The 17,279-nt window shown below is 51.8% G+C and carries 17 protein-coding genes; 2 read left to right on the top strand and 15 right to left on the bottom strand.

The window, feature by feature from the left end; all coding sequences use genetic code 11:
* Positions 1 to 2: 2 nt before the first annotated feature.
* The 7 genes from prmA to KJS57_RS03475 all read right to left on the bottom strand — a co-directional run bounded on the left by prmA (position 3) and on the right by KJS57_RS03475 (position 6,350).
* The gene (gene prmA / locus KJS57_RS03505; protein ID WP_211019858.1) at positions 3 to 971 is read right to left on the bottom strand and encodes a 50S ribosomal protein L11 methyltransferase; all 969 of its coding nucleotides are present in this window, start codon (positions 969 to 971) and stop codon (positions 3 to 5) included.
* 162 nt (positions 972 to 1,133) lie between these two features.
* Positions 1,134 to 2,255, bottom strand: coding sequence for an ROK family transcriptional regulator (locus KJS57_RS03500; protein ID WP_213653814.1), 1,122 nt, complete (start codon positions 2,253 to 2,255; stop codon positions 1,134 to 1,136).
* A gap of 40 nt (positions 2,256 to 2,295) precedes the next feature.
* Positions 2,296 to 3,519 carry an MFS transporter gene (locus KJS57_RS03495; RefSeq protein WP_213653813.1) on the bottom strand — a complete coding sequence of 408 codons (1,224 nt, stop codon included), beginning with the start codon at positions 3,517 to 3,519 and terminating at the stop codon, positions 2,296 to 2,298.
* Positions 3,520 to 3,577: 58 nt separating this feature from the next.
* On the bottom strand, positions 3,578 to 4,705 hold the full coding sequence (locus KJS57_RS03490; RefSeq protein ID WP_213653812.1) for a Gfo/Idh/MocA family protein: 1,128 nt from the start codon (positions 4,703 to 4,705) through the stop codon (positions 3,578 to 3,580).
* A 30-nt stretch (positions 4,706 to 4,735) separates the two neighbouring features.
* Positions 4,736 to 5,530, bottom strand: coding sequence for a sugar phosphate isomerase/epimerase family protein (locus KJS57_RS03485; RefSeq protein WP_213653811.1), 795 nt, complete (start codon positions 5,528 to 5,530; stop codon positions 4,736 to 4,738).
* Positions 5,531 to 5,728: 198 nt separating this feature from the next.
* The gene (locus tag KJS57_RS03480; RefSeq protein ID WP_213653810.1) at positions 5,729 to 5,920 is read right to left on the bottom strand and encodes a YfhD family protein; all 192 of its coding nucleotides are present in this window, start codon (positions 5,918 to 5,920) and stop codon (positions 5,729 to 5,731) included.
* A gap of 61 nt (positions 5,921 to 5,981) precedes the next feature.
* Complete coding sequence (locus KJS57_RS03475) at positions 5,982 to 6,350, bottom strand: hypothetical protein (RefSeq protein ID WP_211019864.1); 369 nt, start codon at positions 6,348 to 6,350, stop codon at positions 5,982 to 5,984.
* Between the two features lie 190 nt (positions 6,351 to 6,540).
* On the opposite strand from KJS57_RS03475, the gene KJS57_RS03470 reads away from it, so the two are divergent.
* On the top strand, positions 6,541 to 6,984 hold the full coding sequence (locus KJS57_RS03470) for a hypothetical protein (protein ID WP_211019865.1): 444 nt from the start codon (positions 6,541 to 6,543) through the stop codon (positions 6,982 to 6,984).
* Between the two features lie 3 nt (positions 6,985 to 6,987).
* A complete protein-coding gene (locus tag KJS57_RS03465; protein WP_213653809.1) occupies positions 6,988 to 7,266 on the top strand; it encodes a YxcD family protein in 279 nt (92 codons plus the stop codon).
* A gap of 73 nt (positions 7,267 to 7,339) precedes the next feature.
* Here KJS57_RS03465 and dnaJ read toward each other — a convergent pair whose 3' ends face one another.
* From dnaJ to KJS57_RS03425, 8 genes are all read right to left on the bottom strand, one after another.
* Positions 7,340 to 8,461, bottom strand: coding sequence for a molecular chaperone DnaJ (dnaJ, locus tag KJS57_RS03460; RefSeq protein WP_213653808.1), 1,122 nt, complete (start codon positions 8,459 to 8,461; stop codon positions 7,340 to 7,342).
* Between the two features lie 156 nt (positions 8,462 to 8,617).
* Positions 8,618 to 10,462, bottom strand: a complete 1,845-nt coding sequence (gene dnaK / locus KJS57_RS03455) for a molecular chaperone DnaK (protein WP_213653807.1) — start codon at positions 10,460 to 10,462, stop codon at positions 8,618 to 8,620.
* Between the two features lie 54 nt (positions 10,463 to 10,516).
* Entirely contained in the window at positions 10,517 to 11,113 is a 597-nt protein-coding gene (gene grpE, locus KJS57_RS03450; protein WP_244861385.1) for a nucleotide exchange factor GrpE, read from the bottom strand.
* A 67-nt stretch (positions 11,114 to 11,180) separates the two neighbouring features.
* Entirely contained in the window at positions 11,181 to 12,212 is a 1,032-nt protein-coding gene (gene hrcA / locus KJS57_RS03445) for a heat-inducible transcriptional repressor HrcA (RefSeq protein WP_211019870.1), read from the bottom strand.
* Positions 12,213 to 12,317: 105 nt separating this feature from the next.
* Positions 12,318 to 12,785, bottom strand: a complete 468-nt coding sequence (locus KJS57_RS03440; protein ID WP_213653806.1) for an N-acetyltransferase — start codon at positions 12,783 to 12,785, stop codon at positions 12,318 to 12,320.
* 133 nt (positions 12,786 to 12,918) lie between these two features.
* Positions 12,919 to 14,100 (bottom strand): radical SAM family heme chaperone HemW, encoded by a 1,182-nt coding sequence (gene hemW, locus KJS57_RS03435; RefSeq protein WP_244861407.1) that lies wholly within the window; start codon positions 14,098 to 14,100, stop codon positions 12,919 to 12,921.
* 187 nt (positions 14,101 to 14,287) lie between these two features.
* The gene (gene lepA, locus KJS57_RS03430; protein ID WP_213653804.1) at positions 14,288 to 16,105 is read right to left on the bottom strand and encodes a translation elongation factor 4; all 1,818 of its coding nucleotides are present in this window, start codon (positions 16,103 to 16,105) and stop codon (positions 14,288 to 14,290) included.
* A 102-nt stretch (positions 16,106 to 16,207) separates the two neighbouring features.
* Positions 16,208 to 17,263, bottom strand: a complete 1,056-nt coding sequence (locus tag KJS57_RS03425; protein WP_213653803.1) for a LacI family DNA-binding transcriptional regulator — start codon at positions 17,261 to 17,263, stop codon at positions 16,208 to 16,210.
* Between the last annotated feature and the right edge of the window lie 16 nt (positions 17,264 to 17,279).

The following is a 17,279-nucleotide window of genomic DNA, read 5'->3' as shown; positions in this document are numbered from 1 at the left end:
GATTACCTCTTTCTCGCTACGAAAGCGACCCAGTCTTCATCCCGAGCCGTCTGTGCAATTTCAAATCCTGCCGCCACCAAGGCTTCCTCGACAGCTTGTTCCTTGTTCTTATATATTCCGGAGGCGATATAATAACCGCCAGGCTGCAAGGCTTCATACACGTCTTCAATAAACAGCAAAATAATCTCCGCCAAAATATTGGCGACGACGACGCGCACCGGAAGCTGCACATTTACCTGGGCATCGCCTTCTTTTTTAAGGACGGACAGCAGGTCGCTCTCCACCACCAGAATTTGCTCTTCCAACCGGTTCAGCCGCGTGTTCTCCATCGCACTGGACACTGCGACCGGATCGAGGTCCAGCGCCAGTACCCGGGAAGCGCCAAGCTGGCATGCGCCGATCGCCAAAATGCCCGATCCGGTGCCGACATCGATGACTTCGTCTCCCTCGCGGATAACGCCTTCCAGAGTTCGAAGGCAGAGTGAGGTGGTCGGATGCGTCCCCGTACCGAAGGCCATTCCGGGATCAAGTTCAATAATGCGCTCCTCTGGAGACTCAGGCTCATACTGCTCCCAGGTCGGCTTAATGGTCAAGCGGTTGGAAACGCGGATTGGTTTGAAATACTGCTTCCAGTTGTTCGCCCAATCGTCCTCGCTGACATCTCTTACCGTGATCACCGGATTTCCGGGATCGATATCGTATTCCCGAAGCTCTTCGGTCCGTTCCTTCACCTGGGAGACTACTTCCTCCATATCGATTCCTTCGGGGAAATAGCCGCTGATCTTCGCCTCGCCTTCGGGAATATCGTTAGGCGGAATTTCAAACCATTGCCCCAGGGATGTGTCGCGCGGCTTGTCGTTATCGACGTGCTCTTCGATCGTCACGCCCCCCGCTCCCGCTTCATGCAGGAAATTGGAGATCATCTCCACCGCTTCCTCGGTTGTATGTATAGTCAGTTCTTTCCATATCATCGTAAGTTTTCCTCCTTGAATTCGTGCATAAAATCTATTGTACTATAGAATGAAAAGAGTGACAAAAGATGCCCCAATAAACAAAATCAAAAGCGGCCGGGCCAGTGATTGTCTGGCCTGGTCGCTTTATCTTTTCATCGCTTCGCTTCATTAAAGTCGAAATCAATCGATCATCATCATCCGGAACATTTCATGCAGACCCAGTGTGGCTGCGCCTACGGCCGCTCCGTTCGTCTTCCAGTGGGCGGCCTGCACCGGAGTGGGCTCGGGAACCCCGTGCTCCAGCTCCTGAATGCGAGCCGCCAGCTTGGCGAACAATGCATCTTCCTCTGCAATCCATCCGCTTAGAATAACGGCTTCCGGGTTCATCAAATTCAACATCCTGTTGCAGTCCGCAGCAATATCATTCAATAGACGTTCCAGTTCATCAGAGACCGGGCTTGTCCCCGACATGCCGAGCCGGGTAAATTCCTGCAAGGTTTGCTCCGGTGTGGCCGTTTCCGCAAAATGTTCAGGGAACTGCAGCTTCAGGCTCTCCGCATAGCGGATCATGCTGAATTGCCCGAGCTCCGGTGTTCTTCCCGCCCGGCCGCTGCTTCCCCGATAAATGTGGTTGTCGATGACCAGCCCCGCTCCAACGCCGTAGTCGATCAGGATATATAAAATGGTACGCAATCCCTGCGCCGTTCCGTTATACCGTTCGGCAAAACCGGCAGCGTCGATGTCGTTCACCAGCTGTACCGGCGCTCCGAGCGCTTCCTCCATGATCGCCCCGAGCTCCAGGCGGTCCAACCCGATCGGGATCGCACCGATTACCGTTTGCTTACTCTCATCGATTCTGCCGGGCACGGAAATACCGATGCGCCGCACCTGCTCCAGTCCGATGTCGTGATGCTCCAAAAACGACATCACCGTCCCCGCAAGTTCATCACGGATCTGCTCAGCGCCTAACAGTCGCGGAATTTTTTGCACGGCCTTTAGTTCGCCTTTCATGTCGAGCAAGACGCAGCGCGGATTGGACAGGTCGATGCCTACCACATACCCGCTGTCCGCCTTGATCTCCAACATTGTCATTTTGCGTCCGACCCCGCTGCCGCTGGTCCCTGTTTCGTGAACAAGTCCTTCTCTGATGACTTCGTCAACCAGGATCGATACGGTCGAAGGACTGAGCTTGGTTTCCCTGGACAGTTCGACCCTGGACACCGGTCCTCGATCATGGATCAGGTGCAGCAGCAGCGCTTTGTTGATTTCCCGGAGCATTTGTTGATTCCCGATTTTATTCATTACCTTATCTCCTGCCGCTGTTATTCATTTCCCCATTATATCATTTGCCTACGGTTCCGGCTTTGGATTCCAGGGCGGAATCCCCGAACGACTTTCGCGTCAGCCCCAACATGAACAAAAATCCGAAGGCCCCCATCAAGGTTACCAGGGAACTGATCCTGTAAAGCGTGACGGGACCCAAATATTCGAACATCCAGCCGCCGGCCAGACCGGCAATGACGCCTGATATTCCGCCCCAGGTCAGTCCGTACACAGCTTGCCCGGTGGACCGGAACGAATCGGGTACAAGCAGCGAAGTCAGCTGTGTCCCGATATAGTAGTACGCTCCGAAAGTAACGCAGTGCATCAGTTGAATCCAAACGATTCCGCCCGCCGTTTCCACCGAGCTCATTAACAGCCATCTCAGCGAGTAAAGACCGCTGACTACGACCATCCAGGCGATCATCTTGTGAGGCGAAGGCTTTAGAAAACGATCCAGCAGCAGAAAAACGGGAGCCTCCAAAATAGCCGTCGCAAATATCGACCAGCCGACGATCGACGCCGATCCGCCCAAATCCGAAATATAGATGGCTACAAACGTGTTGTTGACCGAATTGGGTACGGATACCAAGATGCCGATCAGGACCAGAAGCATAAAGGGCCGGTTCACGAACACCTGGCGGTAGCCGCTGTTGGAAAACACGTCTTTCCGCTTCCCTTCCCCTCCGGTCGGCAGTAAAAAGGCAAACACCAATGCCAACAGCATCATGGCGTCAAATACGATCCAGAGCCGGTTGATTCCTATCCACCCGATGACAGGACCAAAAGCCGCGGCGCTGAGCGCCCAGCCCAATGAACCCCACAGGCGGAAGGCTCCGAATTTCAGCCCTGTACCTTGGATCGAATTCAGAATCAGACTGTTGCTTTGCGTATACAGAGGGCTTTGGAAAAGAAAAAACGCAAGCAAGGTTCCATATATGACCGGTTCATTGTTCGTCAGAAAAACGAATTGCATTACGATCAGCGCCGCCGTCAGCGTGATAATCAGAATCAGCCGGTTGTTGCGGAGCCGGTCCGCCCAATAGGCCCAAAACGGGTTGGCGATCAGGGACACGACCGGGCCGCCCGCCAGGATGGCCCCGATCGCGATATTAGAAACTCCGAGATTCCTCAGGTATAAAGCAAAGAACGTTCCGAAAATGGCCAAGGCACCGTACAAAACAAAATTGAACACTTTTAGCATCAGGTACGCGTTGCGGTGAATCCCGCCGGTACTTTCCGACATCCGGATTGCCCCCTCTCCACGTAAAAACATCTCTTTTTATACCGCTGCCTAACCGTTTTTACAAAGAAATGGAGCAAGAGACCGAGCGCTGTTTCACTTCGTCCGCCGAAACTTCGCGACCCATCTCATGGGAAAGGAACAACCCTTCACTGATCAGCATGGTATTTAACGCAATCTGTGCTGTCGGCAGAAGCGGAACCTGGCCCGACAAAGCTGCGATCCAATGGTGCTGCGACGAAGCGTACGCATCCGGATAAGGACTAAGCCGCTGATGCCGAAGCGCGGCCAATTCCAGATTCACTGTACAGTCCATGTCCAGATCCGCGATCGTAGTATGATAAGAGAAACGGTTCGGCTCCTTCTCGGAGACCGCGCCGGAAAACCTGATCCCGCCCTCCGATCCGACGAGCGAGCTGCCCTCCAGCCCGCCAAGATGAAGGGACCAGGATTCGATAATATCCAAGGTGATCCCTCCGTCCATTTTGACGAACCCTGCACCCATCTCCTCGACGTTAAACCCGCTGGCCGCTCTGCGCTCCTCATTCATAGCCATCTCCTGATACACTTGCCCGGAGATCCGCTGTACTTGCGGGTTTCCTAACAGGTACAGCATCCGGGAGATATGATAGACACCCATGTCATACATGGCTCCCCCGCCTGCCGTTTCCTTCCGCGTAAAAGATGCGGTGCCGTAGCCGTCCACAAATGGACGATTGCGCCGCCGGAAGCCGGTTGAGCGGGCGTGATACAGCTTCCCCAGCTTTCCTTCGTCTATGAGGCGCTTTGCCGCCCACGTCTCCGTGTCGTACAATTTTCCGAGTTGAATATGCAGCATTCGTCCGTATCTTTCCGCATCCTCGACCATACGAAGTCCGTCCGTGTAAGAGCCGGCGATCGGCTTCTCGCAATAGACATGTTTACCGGCTTCCAAAGCCGCGGAGGTCACCGGCTGGTGCAGGTTATTATGCAGGCACACGTCCACGGCTACCAGATCCTCCTGAGCCAGAAGCTCACGAAAATCGCTGTAAACGTTCCGGATTCCGTATTTCTCCGCTACTTGTCTGGCCTCTTCGGCATTAACGTCGCATACGGCTGCCACTTCTACTCCCGGGATGTTCTTGTATTGATCCAAATGCATTTTTCCGATCTGTCCCGCACCTATAAGTCCTATTTTTACATTCTGCATTCTGTTCCTCCTGTTTGTCTCTGCCGCGGATCAGATATCCGCTTCCGCCAGTCGTTTTTTTACTTGCGTTATGACATGCTCGATTTCAATATATGGATTTGACTGTGCATTATACTCGATTGCCCAGTGGCCCTCATAACCGTAACGGCGGAGCATCCGGACGATGTCGGGCGCCTCCTCTGATCCAGCGATGTTGGCGTCAAAATGGGTATGAATGACCCAGGGAGCCACGATTTCGTTGCCGTCTTCCCTGTCCTGGTCCCATCGGTCCAAATGAACCAAAATACCGAAATTCGGTTCATCTACCGCTTGAGCGATCCGGGCCAATTGCTTCGGTATAAGGGAAGGACCCATGTGGTTTTCAGGCCCGATCTTTATACCATAATCGCTGCAAATCCGGCAATATTCCCGGTACTTGGTGACGATCCAATGAAATGCCTCCTCCGAGAATTCTTGTTCACCGTAGCCTCCGGTATCGATCCGGACAGTTTCGGCTCCCAAAATAACCGCCGCCTTTAAATGATTCAACGCGCTTTGGTAAAGCGCCTCACGCATCTCGGGATCCGGGTCCCATAAATGAGCTGTATCCACGGCAAGATTAATCAGTCTTAATTCTTTCTCATTCAGCGCTTCCCGGACTTTACGCAAGTAGCTCCCATCCGCCAGGGTAAGAATCGGTGTCGTACGCTCTGCGATCTGGGCGTTCCACAAATCAACCGCATCCAGCCTGTAACGGTATTTAACCGTTTCCAGATATCCGAATACATCCATTTTCCCTTCCAAAAACAATTGATTGAAAGAATACCCGCCCAACGAGATTTTCATGGATTACGCCTCCTAGGTAATTAATTATTTCGATGAAAAAATTAATTACCTTCAACATATTATGTTTCCTAGGGACTGTCAAGATCCATTTTAAACTTGATCATGACAAAAGCCGTCGGAGCTTTCTCCGACGGCTTGCTTGCCTAATAGGTCTGTTTCCCGGATGAATCTGTGGAGTTGCATTACAGATTCAAGAACTTATCGCCCGGGCCAGGAGCTGTGCTGGCCCTGCTGCCGTGCATCAGCCCGTTCACTGCGTTCAATGGCTTCCCAATCTTCTTGATCCGCCAGTTCATCCGAGAATTCGACGTCCTCATTATGTCCGATCGAGAGCCGGGACGGTTTGGCCGTTTGTCTTTTCGTCACGCGATCCAAATTCTTTTCGCTCATAAATAAACTCTCTCCTTCCATGGTTATCAGATTTCAATTGTCATTCAATGATATTTCCGGCCTACATCAGTCCGCCGGCTTCTTCCACGATTCTCAGCGCTTGGTGGTGGATCCCCTCGTCCACAACAGCCGTAAGCAATATGTCATGACCCGTGGGACCGCCTTGACCGCCATGGCTCATGCCGCTGGCTGCCGGGTCCGCTGCGGCCAATATCCCTGCCGAGGTGTTGGTTATCATCGCATCCTGGGTAATTGCCGCCAGGCTGCTCACTTTCCCCGTGATCGGGTTCATCGGATCATAGCCTTCGCCGGCGTACCGGCTGAAACGGTCGACCGATACCTCAACGGCCCGCAGCGCATTCAGCTTTCTGGCTACGCCTTCCGCTTCTTCCGGGCTTTTGAAATAAGCCAAAATATTTTTTTCACCCATTCCCATCCCCTGCCTTTCCTAGCTGAAACGTCAAGTGAACCCCTTCGGTGCGGTTCTTTCGATTAGAATGCTATCTTTCTTCATGGTTTATTCTGTGCATCTTTAAAATTTGAAACGCTTTGACAGCTAGTCCGTATTACCGTTATGGCATTAGATCATACTAAAATTCATAGGAGGGTTACCACATCAAATGCTAAAGAAATTAACGATGATCGTGATGGCGTTTACGCTGATTTTCGCCTTCACTTCACCAGCCCTGGTCGATGCAAAACGCGGCGGCGGATTTAAATCCGGCCCACGTTCTTACACGCCGGCACCCAAAAAGTCGACAACCAGCGATTATCAGAAATCCGGCGATACTTCCAGTACTAAAAAGTCCGGAGCCACGACAGGAAATAATTCTGGCCGCGGATTCTTCAGCGGAGGAGGCTTCATGAAGGGCTTAATGATCGGCGGTTTGGCCGGCATGCTCTTCGGCGGACTATTCGGAGGAATGGGCTTCCTCGGCAACCTCCTCGGTCTCGCAGTAAACCTGCTAGCCATATATGCAGTCATCGCCGTTGTCGTTTGGCTTTTCCGCCGATTTAAGAAGCGACCGCAACCTGATGACTACAACCGCGGAGGACGATATTAAGCTATGGTTCTCAGCATGGACGAAATCATAAACGCCATCTGCATTCATACCGCCGAGCGTACAGGACTTCGTCCTACCGACGTTCAAGTGGAGCTCAGCTGGGATGAAGACACCGGCTATACCGGAGAAATTTGGGCGGGCGGCAGAAGCCGATATATCGTCGAATCCAATATTCTGGAAGCGATTATGCAATATGTATATAAGGAATACGGTATCCGTGCTTTTCGCGATGATATCACGCTGGATCTGGATGAAGAAATCACCGCATTAGTCCGGCAGTAATGTTCCTTAAAGGCCCTAAACAAAAAAGCAGCAGTTCGAAGGTTTTCCTTCGACTGCTGCTTTTATATTACGGTCAATCTCCACGGAATGCCCGTTTCATCCGATCGAAGAACGATTGTTCATGCTCGTGCGTATGCTCGCCATCGAGCGCCGCGAACTGCCGCATCAAATCTTTTTGTTCATCGCTCAGCTTGCTAGGAGTTACAACCACGACCTTGATATGCTGATCGCCTTGTCCGATACCGCGAAGCTTCGGTACCCCTTTGCCTTTGAGACGGAAATAAGTTCCGGTTTGCGTACCTGCCGGAATCTTCAGCTTTACTTTCTCCGTCAAGGTCGGAATCTCAATCTCATCGCCAAGCGCCGCCTGCGCAAATGTCAGAGGCACCTCGCAATAAATATCATCGCCTTCACGCTCGAAGAAATCATGCGATTTCACGCGGATAACAATATACAGATCGCCTGCAGGTCCCCCGCGCAATCCGCCTTCGCCTTCGCCGGACATCCGGAGCTGAGCCCCATCGTCTACGCCGGCAGGAATGCGGACATGGATTTTCCGCTGCTTCTTCACTTTGCCGCTGCCGGAGCAGGTATGACATTTTTCCTTGATGATTTGGCCTTTGCCACCGCAGTTGCTGCACGCGCGACGATTGACCATCCGGCCGAACGGCGTGTTCTGCACGACCTCCTGTTGTCCCGAGCCGTGGCAGACGGAGCAGGTTTCCGGCTTGGTTCCCGGTTTTGCTCCCGAACCGAAGCAGGTATCGCAATTCTCGGTCCGTGGAATCGTAATGTCCGTCTCTTTGCCGAACACCGCCTCTTTAAATTCGATCGTCATGGTGTATTGTAGATCATTCCCGCGCTGCGGGGCATTCGGATCCCGGCGACCACCGCCGCCTCCGAAAAACATATCGAAAATATCGCCGAAACCGCCGAAATCGCCGCCGTTAAAGCCGCCGCCCATCCCTTGGTTCGGATCGACATGTCCATACTGATCATAGCGGGCGCGTTTGCCCGAATCGCTCAGGACATCATACGCTTCCTTAACTTCCTTAAACTTGGTCTCCGCATCATCCGCCTTGTTTACATCCGGGTGATATTGACGCGCAAGCTTGCGGTAAGCCTTTTTGATCTCTTCATCCGAAGCGCTCTTGCCAAGGCCCAGCACTTCGTAATAGTCCCGTTTTTCAGCCATCCTTCCACCCCCGTTATGACTTGCTTGGCGTGCCGGAACAAAGTCTCCTTAATCCGGCAAAAGGAAAGTCAAAGCACGGAAACAGCCCGCACTTTGACCTTCCCAGTTCACCTAAGTCTATTCACCGGTCATGCAACCTGTGATTTAGCCCAGTTCTTAGTCCTGCTTCTTGTCCTCATCCACAACTTCATATTCGGCGTCGACTACATTGTCTTTACCGCCTGCAGCCGATGCTCCTTGAGCGCCTTCAGCCTGTTGTTGATCCTGTGCCGCTTGCTCGTACAGCTTAACGGACAACTGTTGTACGATCTCGGTCAACTTTTCGGATGCCGAGTTGATACTTTCCAGGTTATCGCTTTCCAGCGCTTTTTTCAATTCTTCTTTCGCTGCGTTCGCTTTCTCCGTTTCAGCCGCATCGACTTTATCGCCAAGGTCCTTCAGCGTCTTGTCAACGCTGTAGATCAGTTGGTCGCCGTTGTTTTTGGCTTCAACTAGTTCTTTGCGCTTCTTGTCTTCTTCGGCATGAAGCTCGGCGTCTTTCATCATGCGTTCCACTTCATCATCGCTCAAGCCGCTGGAGGAAGTGATTGTGATCTTCTGACTCTTGCCAGTGCCTTTGTCGGTAGCCGACACGTTGACAATCCCGTTGGCATCGATGTCGAAGCTGACTTCGATTTGCGGCACGCCGCGCGGAGCCAAAGGAATGTCGCCCAGCATAAAGCGTCCGAGGGTCTTGTTGCCTGCAGCCATTTCGCGTTCCCCTTGAAGTACGTGGATTTCAACGCTTGGTTGATTATCCGCATAGGTCGAGAAGACTTGCGATTTGCTTGTAGGGATCGTTGTGTTGCGCTCGATCATTTTCGTAAACACGCCGCCAGCGGTTTCAATCCCCAGCGACAACGGAGTTACGTCAAGCAATACGACATCTTTGACGTCGCCGGTCAGAACGCCCGCTTGTACGGCTGCGCCCAAGGCAACAACTTCGTCAGGGTTCACGCCTTTATGAGGCTCTTTACCGGTCAGTTTCTTGATGGCTTCCTGTACAGCAGGAATCCGGGTAGATCCGCCCACCAGCACGACTTTGTTAATGTCGGCAGGAGTCATGCCGGCATCGCTGAGTGCACGGCGAGTAGGTCCCAAAGTCCGTTCAACCAGATCTGCGGACAATTCTTCGAATTTAGCGCGGGTCAGGTTCAATTCCAAGTGCTGAGGCACGCCGTCAGCAACGGTGATGAACGGAAGCGAAATGGTCGTCGTCAGAACGCCGGACAATTCCTTTTTCGCTTTTTCAGCAGCATCTTTCAAACGTTGTACAGCCGCTTTGTCTTTGCTCAGATCAATGCCTTGGTCTTTCTTGAATTCTGCTACCAGATAATCGATGATGACTTGGTCAAAGTCGTCGCCGCCGAGACGGTTGTCCCCGCTAGTGGCTTTAACTTCAAAGAAGCCGTCGCCGAGTTCCAGAATCGATACGTCGAAGGTACCGCCGCCAAGGTCATATACGAGAATTGTTTGATCTTCGGATTTCTCCATACCGTAAGCCAATGCCGCAGCAGTCGGCTCGTTGACGATGCGCAATACTTCAAGACCGGCGATTTTACCGGCATCTTTGGTAGCTTGGCGCTGGCTGTCGTTAAAGTAAGCAGGCACCGTAATTACCGCCTGTGTTACAGGCTGGCCAAGATAGGCTTCGGCGTCCGATTTCAATTTTTGCAAAATGATTGCGGAAATTTCTTGCGCCGTGAAATCTTTGCCGTCAATGCTTTCCTTATGGTTCGTACCCATATGTCTTTTGATCGACATGATTGTACGGTCCGGATTCGTGATCGCCTGACGTTTTGCCGTTTCACCGACAACGCGCTCGCCGTCTTTCTTAAAGCCTACAACCGAAGGGGTTGTACGCGCGCCTTCCGGGTTCGGAATTACGACAGCTTCGCCGCCTTCCATAACCGCAACGCAAGAGTTTGTGGTTCCAAGGTCAATACCGATTACTTTACTCATAGGAAATTATCCTCCTTAATTGGTTGCTGTTTCATAATTTCTGTTCGGTTCAGTTTAACCGCTGACTTTAACCATCGCCGGACGAAGCACTTTATCTTTCAGCAGGTAACCCTTCTGAACTTCTTCCACAACGATGCCTTCCTCATATTCATCGCTTTCGACCTGCATGATCGCCTGATGAAACTCGGGATTAAACGGCGTGCCTACCGACTCCATCGGAGTCAAGCCTTCCGCTTTTAATACACCTTCAAACTGGCGGAAAATCATTTCCACCCCTTTGGCGTAAGAAGAAACATCTGCGTTCTCCGACACCGTGCCCAATGCGCGTTCAAAGTTATCAATGACCGGCAGCAATTCGACGATAAGTTTGGAGGAAGCGTATTTACCAAGCTCTTCCTTCTCCTTCACCGTGCGACGGCGGAAATTATCGAAATCGGCCTGCGTACGGAGCAAACGCTGTTTGTGGTCCTCCGCTTCAGCCCGCAATTGGTCCAGCTCGGCTTGGCCTACAGATCCAGTCTCCTGAACCTCTTCTGCGGACACCTCGGGCTCTTCCACCCGGTTCGGGTCCTGATTCTCAGTACCGTTCATATTAAACTCTTCTTCCACACCCGTCTGGATGTTATCCTGAATCGGCTCTTGTTCCTTCAAGATGTCACCTCCTTAGCTATAAATGTTGCCATGTTGTCTGGTACGCTTAGTTTGCTCATTTTCATTATTAATGCAGCCGGGATAGAAACTTGGTCAAGTCTTTAGATAATATATCCAAAATCCCGATCACCCGGGCATATTCCATACGGGTCGGTCCCAAAATGCCGATCGTCCCTACGGCTTCGCCTTCGATGGCGTAAGTCGCCGTAATCAGGCTGCAGTTCGCGAAAGCCTGGTGGTCGTTCTCGGTCCCGATCCTTACTTGAATGCCGGTGCCCGTCGACGCTGAAATCATCATTTTCATTAAGGTCGGCGTTTCTTCGAATAGGTCGAGTATGCTTTTCACTTTATCGATATCCCTGAACTCGGGCTGATTCAGCATATTTGTCGTTCCGCTGAGAAACAGACGCTGTCCGTCTTGACCGCCATCCAGCGCTTCATCCAGTACGTTCATCAGTTCCTCGAAATGTTCGACATGCCGCTGCATCTCTTGCCCGATTTCGTTGTATAGAGCCGTCTTCAGCTTATAAATAGGTACCCCTGTAAGCTTCCGGTTAAGCAAATTCACGACCTTTTCCATATCGGACACGGAAACTCCGGACGGGATCGAAACCGTTTTGTTTTCGACCTGGCCCGTGCTTGTCACAATAATGGCAACCGCCGTGTTCTCGCCGAGCGGAAGCAGCTGAAAATGCCGCAGAGACGTATGAAAAACTTCCGGCCCAAGCAGGATGGAAGTGTAATTCGTCATATGGGACAGTATCGTTCCGGCATGCTGCACAACCTGTTCGATTGCATTCAATTTTTCCGCGAAGAAAGTCTTCATCATCTTGAACTCGTTTGGCTCAAGCAGATTTAGTGGAGCCAAGTGATCCACATAGTACCGGTATCCCTTATGGGAAGGAATGCGTCCGGCCGAAGTATGCGGCTGCTCCAGAAATCCGAGTTCCTCCAGATCGGCCATCTCGTTGCGGATGGTAGCCGGGCTATACCCGACATCCCCCCGTTTGGAGATGCTTCGGGATCCCACGGGTTCCGCCGATCGAATATAGTCATCTACAATAGCCGTCAGAATCATTCTTTGGCGTTCCGTCAACATGGAAATCCCTCCTGTTTACTGAATGTTTGAAGCTCGTTAGCACTCTAGTCTGTTGAGTGCTAATCACTAATACAAAAATACCAAACCAACCTGACGATTGTCAAGTCAGTTCAGTATCTTAAGTACGGCTATTTCATCGCAAGCATGCTGCTTGGCGCAGTTTACGCAATCCGTCCAAACCTTTTCGGGAAAAATTTCTTTTTCCACTACGGTAAATCCGTTCTTCAAGAAGAAAGAAACCTCATAGGTCAAAGCCATTACCTTGAATAGCGAGCGTTTCTTGGCTTCATGCACAAGCTGCTCAACGAGCATGGATCCGAGTCCCCGGCCCTTGTAACCTTCCGCAATGCCAAGCGACCGGATTTCCACCAGTTCTTCACCCAGCTTGCATAACGAACCGCAGCCTACGACGATTCCGTCAATTTCAGCGACGACAAAATCATGGATCTGCCGTTCCAGCACGGCGCGGGAGCGCGGCAGCATAATCCCTTGACGACTGTAATTCTCAATCATTATATAAATCGGCTCGACATCTTCAATTGTCGCTTGTCTGCACACGGTTACGGCCTGCATAGTCTCTCCCCCTCGAACCCATCCTAAAAACTGATATGAATAAATATACATGATGGCGTATAAAAGTTCAAGAGAGAAAATGCGTAATTATCTGCACAAGCTCACAATTCCAGTGCAGGGCCGATCAACCCGATTACGTCGTCAATGCGCCGATAAACTCGGCAAACACCTCATTGCCGAACAGAACTCCTTTTTCGCTGAGACGATAACCGCCATGATCTTCATGCATCTCCAACAAACCCGCCGAGGTCATCTTATGCAGCTGATTACGGAACGTTTCCTCCAGCGTAACCCCGAATTGGGCGGTAAAATCGGACATGCGGATTCCATCCAGCATGCGAAGGCCGACCATCACGAAATCTTCCATGGCCTCTTCCTTAGATACGGGGAATTGGTCCAGTCTCGGGAGCTTTTGCTTGGCAGCTTCGACATACGGATTGACGCCCTTAATATTCATATGGCGCTGACGTTTGACATAACCGTGGGCTCCGGCGCCCAGCCCGTAATAATCCTCATTTCGCCAATAAGTAATATTATGCCGGCTCTCATAGCCCGGCTTGGCAAAATTGCTGATCTCATACTGCTTGTATCCGGCGGCCTTCATGCGCTCCATAAGCAGAAGGTACATTTTCAGTTCATCTTCCTCACCGGGAAGCGGGAGCTGATTTTTTTGAAAAAGCGTATGGAACAGCGTGTTTTCCTCCACCTTGAGGCTGTAGATCGAATAATGCGGCAGCCCCAGTTCCAGCGCCCGGCCGACGCTGTACTCCAGCATTTCGACCGTCTGGTTCGGCAGACCGAACATCAGGTCGATCGACAAATTATGAAGTCCCGCCTCGCGGGCATTCTCCAGGCTCCTGTAAACATCGTCCGTATTATGAATCCGGCCGATTCCCGAGAGCAGCTCATTTTGGAACGCCTGAACTCCGAAGCTGACCCGGTTGACGCCGCCGGCCTTCATGACCGCCAGCTTTTCGGCATCCGTCGTACCCGGGTTTGCTTCCATAGTAAACTCGATGTCTTCCGCCCAGTCCGGAAAGTTTTTGCGAACCGATTTCAGGAAGAACTCCATCTCCTGCGGGTTAAGCACCGTCGGTGTACCTCCGCCGACAAAAATCGTCTTGATTTCACCGGGAGGGGTTGCCTGTACGGTCAGCTCCATCTCTCGATCCAACGCCCGCAAATAATCCATCACGGGCTGATCCTTCAGCACGTACGAATTAAAGTCGCAATAAAAGCACTTGTTCGTGCAAAAAGGAATGTGTATATAAACCGCCTTGGGAGCGGCATCGTTTTCTTTCCCAAGCTCAGGCATTCCCTGGCCCTGCTGATCTGTGATCCGATTCATGGTAATGCCTCCTTAATATTGCTTCGCTACAGTTTTTGCAGCTCTTGGTATGGCCTTCTTCTATAGTAACTGGCTGTTTACGTGATTCGGCTCCTACAAGGAAAGGAAAGCCCGCAGGCTTTCCTTGGATCGTCGATCACACCGACGCGCATTTTTATTTGTCGTCTATTTTCAGTACCGCCATAAAAGCTTCCTGCGGCACTTCGACATTGCCGACTTGCTTCATGCGCTTCTTGCCTTCCTTTTGCTTCTCCAACAGCTTCCGTTTCCGCGAAATGTCACCGCCGTAGCATTTGGCGAGGACGTTCTTGCGCATCGCTTTGACCGTTTCGCGAGCGATGACCTTCGTTCCGATGGATGCCTGAATCGGCACCTCGAACATTTGCCGCGGAATGAGCTCACGCAGCTTCTCGCAAATGATCCGTCCGCGATGGTAGGCACGTTCCCGGTGTACGATAAAGGACAAAGCGTCAACCTGTTCGCTATTAAGCAAAATATCCATCTTAACCAGATTGGACTGGCGATAGCCGGACAACTCGTAATCGAATGAGGCGTATCCCTTCGTGCTCGACTTCAACTGATCGAAGAAATCATATACGATTTCCGCCAGCGGGATCTGATAAGTGATCGTTACCCGTGTCGTATCGAGGTATTCCATATTCACGAATTCGCCGCGTTTCCCTTGGCAAAGCTCCATGACGGTCCCCACGAAATCGTTCGGAACGATAATGGCTGCCTTCACATAAGGTTCTTCCACGTATTCGATCTTTCCGACCTCCGGATAGTTCGAAGGGTTATCGATCGAAATCGTCTCTCCGTTCGTCAGGGTGATTCGATAAATTACGCTCGGCGCGGTTGTAATGAGCGGAATATTGAATTCGCGCTCAATGCGCTCCTGGATAACGTCCATGTGCAGCAGGCCGAGGAATCCGCAGCGGAAACCAAAGCCGAGTGCGCTAGACGTTTCCGGCTCGAAGCTGAGCGAGGCGTCGTTGAGTTGCAGTTTCTCCAACGCTTCGCGAAGGTCGTTATAATCCGAGGTTTCGATCGGATAGAGACCGCAGTAAACCATCGGGTTGATCTTCCGGTAACCCGGCAGCGGCTCTGCGGTCGGATTCTTCGCGTCTGTTACCGTGTCCCCGACCCGGGTGTCGCCCACATGCTTGATGCCGGCAACGATAAACCCTACGTCTCCGACTTTCAGCTCGTCCACAATCGTCATGCTCGGTTTGAAGGCACCGACCTCGATAACTTCGAAGGTTTTGTCCGTCGCCATCATTTTTATTTTCGAACCGGACTTGATGTGTCCGTCAACGACGCGCACATAAACGATAACGCCCTTGTAAGGGTCGTAATGCGAATCGAAAATCAGCGCTTTGAGCGGCTGGTCCGGGTCTCCCGTCGGAGCGGGAACCTTCTGGACGACCTGTTCCAGAATTTCTTTGATGCCGATTCCGGCCTTCGCCGAAGCAAGCACGGCTTCGCTGGCATCCAGCCCGATCACGTCCTCGACCTCTTGCTTCACCCGCTCCGGATCCGCGCTCGGAAGATCGATTTTGTTGATGACAGGCAATATTTCAAGATTGTTATCCAGTGCTAGATACACATTGGCCAGGGTTTGAGCTTCAATACCCTGCGCCGCGTCCACCACAAGTAAAGCCCCTTCGCAAGCGGCCAGGCTTCGGGAGACCTCATAAGTGAAGTCGACGTGTCCCGGCGTATCGATCAAATTAAGCAGGTACTCTTCCCCATCGTCTGCGCGATAGGTCAAACGTACGGCCTGCAGCTTGATCGTGATGCCCCGTTCACGTTCCAGATCCATCTTGTCCAGAACCTGCTCCTGCATTTCCCGCGAGGTCAGCGCCCCGGTATATTCAAGTATCCGGTCCGCCAGCGTCGATTTACCATGGTCTATATGAGCGATAATACTGAAATTCCGTATCTTCTCTTGTCTTGCTCTAATGTCAGTCATCCTTACCCCCACCACAAATCCTTGAAGTACAATCAATTTATTATATCAGTTGCAAAGGGTTGCATCAATGAGTGAGACCGCTAAGTGGACAATTCATCTCAATTATGACTCAGGCGGGTTCGTAATCGAATCCCGGTAGATGATGGAAGCCGACATATAAATCGTCTCCTTCGGAAATTCCGGGTGGTTCATATGATTGAACAGAACCTGCACTGCCCGTTTGCCCATCAATTCTTTTTCAACATTTACTGTAGTAAGCCGAGGCTCAGACAAAAAAGCATCCTCAATATTATCGAACCCCGTAATGGATACTTGATCGGGAACGCCAATATTCATCGTTCTTAAGGCGCTTACCGCGCAGGTCGCGATGGCGTCATTGGCGCAGACTAATGCGGTCGGGAAGTCCTCCTGTCCCTTCATATCCTCCAGAATGGATCGAATCTGCTCCGTATGCTCAACCCTTGTCTCACCTTGAAGACCTGTGAGCGGATGCTGCTTCGGCACTTCCAGCCCGGCTTCCTCCATCGCATCCTTATATCCCTTCCAGCGGCTGAGGAAACTCAATGAATAATCCGTATTCCCCACAAAGTAAATGAAGCGATGCCCTAAAGAGATTAAATGATGCGTGAGTTGGGAGGTGCACTCCCTGTTGTCGGCAAACAGTTCGCTGGCTTTAACCAGCGGTTCCTCGTGATCAATCAGCACGATGGGCACCTGTAGTCTTCCGACCTCTTGAAGCACTTGGGGACTGACCTGTCCGACCCCGATAAAGCCTTGTATATTGTCCTGATGGACCAGGGATAAAAAACTGTCCGCGGTCTGATCCGTAATCACGACAGCTCTGGCATTACTCTCCTCCAGCTCCTGGGTGATCCCGTCCACGATCCGTCCCCAGTATACCGAATCCAGAAGCTGATAACGCACATTAGGGAGCAGCACCACAACCGTTGTTTTCCCCGTTTCATCCCCATCCGGCGATCCTCCGTCAGCCCCGGTTGTGCGTGCCTGAAACCGGTAACCCAGCTTTGCGGCCATCTGCAGCACGCGTTCCCTGGTCGCCGTATTGACGCCTCCTTTGCCGGAAAGCGATTTTGAAACGACATATTTGGATACTCCTGCCGCATCCGCCACATGCTGCATGGTTACTTTTTGGCTCATAACATTCTCTCCAGAC

Source organism: Paenibacillus vini, assembly GCF_018403325.1.
In the GTDB taxonomy this organism is placed as follows: Bacteria; Bacillota; Bacilli; order Paenibacillales; family Paenibacillaceae; genus Fontibacillus; species Fontibacillus vini.
Note: the sequence above shows the minus strand (reverse complement) of the source record. Positions and strands in the feature narration are given on the sequence as shown.